Annotated in this window: 3 protein-coding genes; 1 reads left to right on the forward strand and 2 read right to left on the reverse strand. The window is 44.2% G+C overall.

Annotated elements, in window-relative coordinates; all coding sequences use genetic code 11:
* Positions 1 to 474 precede the first annotated feature (474 nt).
* Positions 475 to 876, forward strand: a complete 402-nt coding sequence (locus tag RMO79_RS17685) for a hypothetical protein (RefSeq protein WP_310484562.1) — start codon at positions 475 to 477, stop codon at positions 874 to 876.
* A gap of 55 nt (positions 877 to 931) precedes the next feature.
* Here the strand turns inward: RMO79_RS17685 and RMO79_RS17690 are convergent, their stop codons facing one another.
* Both RMO79_RS17690 and RMO79_RS17695 read right to left on the reverse strand, forming a co-directional pair.
* Positions 932 to 3,562, reverse strand: coding sequence for a CHAT domain-containing protein (locus RMO79_RS17690; RefSeq protein ID WP_310484563.1), 2,631 nt, complete (start codon positions 3,560 to 3,562; stop codon positions 932 to 934).
* Positions 3,514 to 5,067 (reverse strand): ShlB/FhaC/HecB family hemolysin secretion/activation protein, encoded by a 1,554-nt coding sequence (locus tag RMO79_RS17695; RefSeq protein WP_310484564.1) that lies wholly within the window; start codon positions 5,065 to 5,067, stop codon positions 3,514 to 3,516. The genes RMO79_RS17690 and RMO79_RS17695 overlap by 49 nt, the downstream gene beginning before the upstream one ends.
* Positions 5,068 to 5,442 lie beyond the last annotated feature (375 nt).

Raw genomic sequence — 5,442 nt, forward strand, 5'->3', positions numbered from 1 at the left:
ATCGAACATTCACTCGTCCGTACTGAGGTTGCAGCTCGATCGCTCTAGCCCATAATTGGCGCAGCAGCTACACTCCAATCGATCGGTCTCAAATTTTTTAGGCGTGTTCGTCTGAATACTCAGCCGTCGCAATTTGAGCCAGTACCGATCGACATCTATTAGAACCCAGTTGAGATCTTATTAGATCCTGGTGGTGGAGGGTGGGTTTTGTTGAAGATCGAACAGTAACATCGACATTAGATTGCATTGTCTTGTCGCACACAAACGGGAGGTTTCCTCCCGTTCGATGCGCCGCAAATACTTTAGTCGGTACGGATGGAAGTCTAGCCTATCGGAGAAGATAGGGTATTTTGTCATCTGGTGTTCCCTGTCGAGGGGTAGCAAAATGCAGTAACATCCATAGCCATAACATCTGTACGATACAATAAGTTAGGATCGAGTCTGAAACGATTATTAAATTATTAAAAGGAAACCATGCAAAACTTTTTTCAAAAGTTGTTTAAAGTAAACTCTAGTGAAACGAATCAGGCTCAAAGAGAGGCACTTGTGGATTTGTGTATTTTAGGAATGTACTCAGATCCGCTAGTTTCACTGGCAGAACAGGATTTTCTTAATGATGAATTTATTCAGTTGCAGTGGAAATCTGGAATTTCATTCGATCTATACTTGCAAGGAACTATCGCAAAAGTTAGATCGATAAATAATGATTCCCTAAAAATAAAAGAGTTAATTCAAGATATCGATCGGCGATTGGGAAGTGATGAGTTCAAACAAAAAGCTGTCCACGAACTCGAACAGCTAATCGCAACGGATGGAGTTGTCAAGATTGAGGAAGAGTTTCTAACTCAAGTAAAGACAGTTATGGGGCTATTGTGACATTGAGGGTAAAGGAAAGATCCAAAGATACCTTTGATTCTCTGGATCTATCCGTTTAGAGCCAATTTCCAACTAAGATAAATGGTGCCCAATATAAAGGAGCTGAAAAATTACTATACTCCTTCATTAATTTGAGTTGGGCGAGTCGTAAGGCTTCGGCTTTGGAGACTTTACCCGTTTTTAACTCTCGATAAAATTCGCCCATTAATACTGCGGTAGATGAATCTTTAACCTTCCATAATGAGGCTAGCGTACTTTGCGCCCCAGCTTTTACGGCTACGCCTGCTAATCCCAGCGTCGCGCGGTTATCGCCTACCGCTGTTTCACAAGCACTCATCACCAAAAGTTCGATCGGAGTTTTTTGAATTTGAGCGCGATCGCGTAATAGTCGATTGAATTCTAATATATTCAGTTTATCATCATTAGCTAATAAAAATGTCTGTTCGATATTAGAACTAAATTGTCCGTGAGTTGCCATGTGAATTACATTATAGGGGGTATTTTTGACTTCTTTACCAAAGGCTTGAATTGTAAAGTTACGATCTTTTAATTCAGTGAGATCGATACCTGTGTCTCGAATCGCTTTTAACTGCGCGGGCACTTCTGGTAATTCACTGAAGCTACTGGCAAATTGTGGCGAGGGTTTTGCCAATCCTGCTGCTAAAATATGTAATGGCGATCGAGAAATCGGTTTTGGTGACTGCAATCGTAATCCTAAATTAGTCGCGATCGCATAATTTTTCTCGATTAAGTATTGTTTGCCATCATATAAAATCGACATCGGGATATTCCGAAATGCCCCATCGATAACGAATACTAAGGTGTTGATTTTGCCATTATCGATAATTACGTTTTCATTATTCAGGCAAGCTTCGCGAAAGAAATTATCGAGTTCGGCAACTTGTAAGGCTTCGATTAAGTTTCGCGATCGCTCTAAATTTTGACCGTTAGCTTGTTGATTTTCGGGTTTGAGTAATAAACTCACTAATTCTCGATAGGTAGGTTCGACACTTTCTTTAAAGGTAAATTGTACATCGCGATTGATATTTACTAAATCTTTTCGTAACGATTTGAGGGTATCGATCGCCATTGTATAAGACTCGATCGCTGGTTTGTCTTTGCCCTGCTGTGCTAGTATATAGCCGAGTTGAGCGTACCAGCGATAGGCTAAATCGTCAGCATTTGCATTAGCAACAATCGTTAAGGCTCTACTTGTCGCATCTTCGGCATCTTGCCATTGTCGCTGTTGTTTGTAAAGTTCGCCGAGACTGCCCAAAGCTAACGATTGAGTCCGGCGATCGGTTAATTTTTGTGCCTGTTGAATGACATCGGCTAAGACTTTTGCCGCAGTTTCTGGCTGGTTGAGTCGAGATAAACTTTCCGCAAAATTAATCTGAGCGGTTAATTTAATTCGATTTGACGGTAAGGTTGATAATTGTTGTTGAATTGGGATAATTAATCGATTAGCTGTATCGGTTTGGCGATATCCGATCTGTAAGCTTAATAGATTTAATTGGGCTTGAATTGAGATTAATTTAGTTGGAGATTTAGCCGCTTGGATATAATAGGCGATCGCCTGCGATCGGTGTTTTTTAGTTTGTGATACATTACCGAGTACTAATTGAGTCGCGCCGATTTCGCGATCTAATTTGAGGATGCGAGCGAGCTTCAAAGCCCGATCTAAAACGATCGTTGCTTTATCTAAATCTCCCGATTGTGCTAGCGCGGTACCTAAAGATCGCAGGGCAACAATTTTAATTGCAGTATCGGGCTTAGTTGCTAAAGTAGTTTGTAACTCTTCGAGGAGAGTTTGCGATCGCCGATAGAAACCCAGCACCCGCAATGCTTGAGCGCGATCGATCCTAGCTCGCACCACGCCTGCATCATCGCCCATCCGCGCAGACAATTTCTCGGTTTGCTCCCAGGTACCTAAAGCTGCTTCCGTCTGTCCCTGAGCGAGTTGAAGCTGTCCCTGGATGTCTAATGTTTGAGCGAGGATCGCAGCTTTAGCTGGAGTTGTCAGATTTTGTAATAAGTTGAGACTAGCCGCGATCGATCGATTAGCAGCATCCCATTGTCCCAATTCTTGATGCGCTAGGGCTAAATTACTCAAACCGATTGCTTGTTTGAGGTTATCGCCGCGACTGCGGTAGATCTCGATCGATTTTTCCAGCAGTTTGATGGCGGCGGGATAATCTCCAGCTCGATACAGTTGTTGACTTTGCGCCAGGGGTTCGTCTAAATTATCCGCAGCTACAAGCGCGGAACTCGCGGCATTCACCCGTGCGCCGATAAATAGTGCAGGTTGAATCGTCACGCAAAATAACAGCATGAGGATGCTACAGCAAAATGCCAAGGATCTCTTACCTAGAAGGCTTTGCCGTTGGTGTAGCCGCTCGGAATGAGATGCTAAGGCAACACCAGTTCGGGATAAGCTTCGTTTGGGCACCACCTGGGGATGAATCCCCAGGCTAACTAGGAAAGTCCACTGAAGTGGACTAAAGAATTTATCAGTCCACTTCAGGGGACTTTTATAGTTAGCCCGCACTTCAGTCGCGGGCGGTGCTGAAGCGAAGCCAATATCTTCCCGTTCGGGTACAAACAGATCTCCCCTTTCCCCCGATTCAGCACCGCCACTTAGAAGGGATTGTAGACGACGGAAAAATAGATGCCATTTTCTTGCCATGTGCGTTTACTCCCTTCAAGTGAGATTAATGGAATTCCCCATTCAACCTTCGCGGTTAACAGATCGCTAAGTTGGTAGCGCAAGCCCAATCCTGTCGATAACAGCGTTTTGCGGGGCAGGTTGTCGCTGGAGTTATTCCACACCGTGCCAAAATCGATAAAGGGTGTCACCAGCAGGATATTATCTTTAGCAAACCTGGCGATCGGCAATCGGACTTCTGTCGATGCAAACAAGCCATTATCCGCCAGCAGTGCGTCTTGTCGATACCCGCGCACGCTATCTACGCCCCCTAACCCAAATTGCTCGAAGGGTAAGATCGATCGATTTGCTACTTGTAAATCGCCCCGCACTAATAAAATCGCATCGGGGGCGAGCAACTTGACATATTGCCCCTGTCCGCGCCAAGCTAGAAACCGACTATCGGGAGCTTGATTATTGATGGTCGATCCAAAGGCATCCACGCCGATGCTAAACTGCGATCGAGCTGCTAAGACTTCGCTCTTGCTGCGTTGGGTATAACTCTGCACCAATCGCAGCGCACTCAATCGAGTGCTCCCATTCAAATCGACTCCCGCTGCGGGAAAGGGAATATTACCCTGAAATTGGGCTTGACTTTGGCGATGACTTGCGATTAAACCGACTGTAAATTCTTGAGTGGGGGTTTGAATAATGGGATGTTGTAAACTCAGTTCGTAATAACTCGATCGCGATTGAATATCGAGGATATTAAATGGTTGCTCGACGATATTACTTGCCGATGTTCCATAACTGATGCTCAAGCGAGTATTTTGCGGATCGAGCGGAATTTCGTAATTTAGATCGATGCTATTACTGCCATCGGTATTACTATAAGTCAGGTTGGCATTATCGCCAAAACCTAATAAATTACTATTCCTAACTCGTACCTGTCGGCGATCGGTACCCGCACCGGGCGATCGATAATTATCGAGACTAATCTGCGAATGCCAAATGGGAGCTTCGCCGACTTCGACAGTGAGAATACTAGAGCCAGGTTGAATTACCGCTGCTAATTCCGCCCGGACGTTATTAATTAAAGGATTGAGTCGGAGCAGTTGTAATCCTGACAATAGGCGTTGTCGATCGAGCGGCGTACCAGTATATAGAGCAATCCGATTGCGAATATAATCTTGACTCAAGCGATTGTTACCACGTACTTGAATCTCCTCGACGCGCCCTTCAATGACTTGAATTTCGACTATGCCTGCTGTTTTGCCAATCCGCTGGGGTGGCACGATTGCGCCGGAAGTAATGTAGCCTTTAGATAAGTAAAGTTCGGTAATCTTCGATCTAATCTCGAATAAATCGGCAAGCGAAAGATCGCGGTTGAGATAATCTTTCATCAGTCGATCGAAGTCTGCTGGTTTGAATACAGTACTGCCAACAATTCTAAATTGTTTGACTCGAATCGTCCCTGGTAAATCGGGTGTCGTGTTATCGACAGGATTCGGGGTGGCAGGATTTAATAAATTTGGTAACGAGGGAATTTTAGATTCCCCCTACTAGCAAGCCAATCGTCCAACTTGTTGCGATCTTTAATCTTGAGTAGTAAGAATTAGACATGAAAAATACCTGCTTCAACACGCTTTAGTTCCTCGATCGGACTGCGGTAGAAATGCCCAATTATTAACCTTAATATTACTGCTAAAGTGTGCTTTTATTTAGCAAAAGATAACCGATCGTTGCAAAGATGCAACATTAATTTATAGAACTCATTTGAAATCTTTTTAGATCCTAGTGGGGGAGGGTGGGTTTTGTTTGAGATCGAACAGTAACATCGACAATTACTGGCATGAACCCACCCCTACAGACCCGACAAGATAAATGGATGGCGCATTGTGCAAGCCAGACGTAGGGGCTGG

The organism is Chamaesiphon sp. VAR_48_metabat_403 (assembly GCF_031422475.1).
In the GTDB taxonomy this organism is placed as follows: Bacteria; Cyanobacteriota; Cyanobacteriia; order Cyanobacteriales; family Chamaesiphonaceae; genus Chamaesiphon.

Coding starts and splice junctions, on each gene's coding strand:
- RMO79_RS17690 (WP_310484563.1), bottom strand. CDS start 3,562: ATGGCAAGAAAATGGCATCTATTTTTCCGTCGTCTACAATCCCTTCTA.
- RMO79_RS17685 (WP_310484562.1), top strand. CDS start 475: ATGCAAAACTTTTTTCAAAAGTTGTTTAAAGTAAACTCTAGTGAAACG.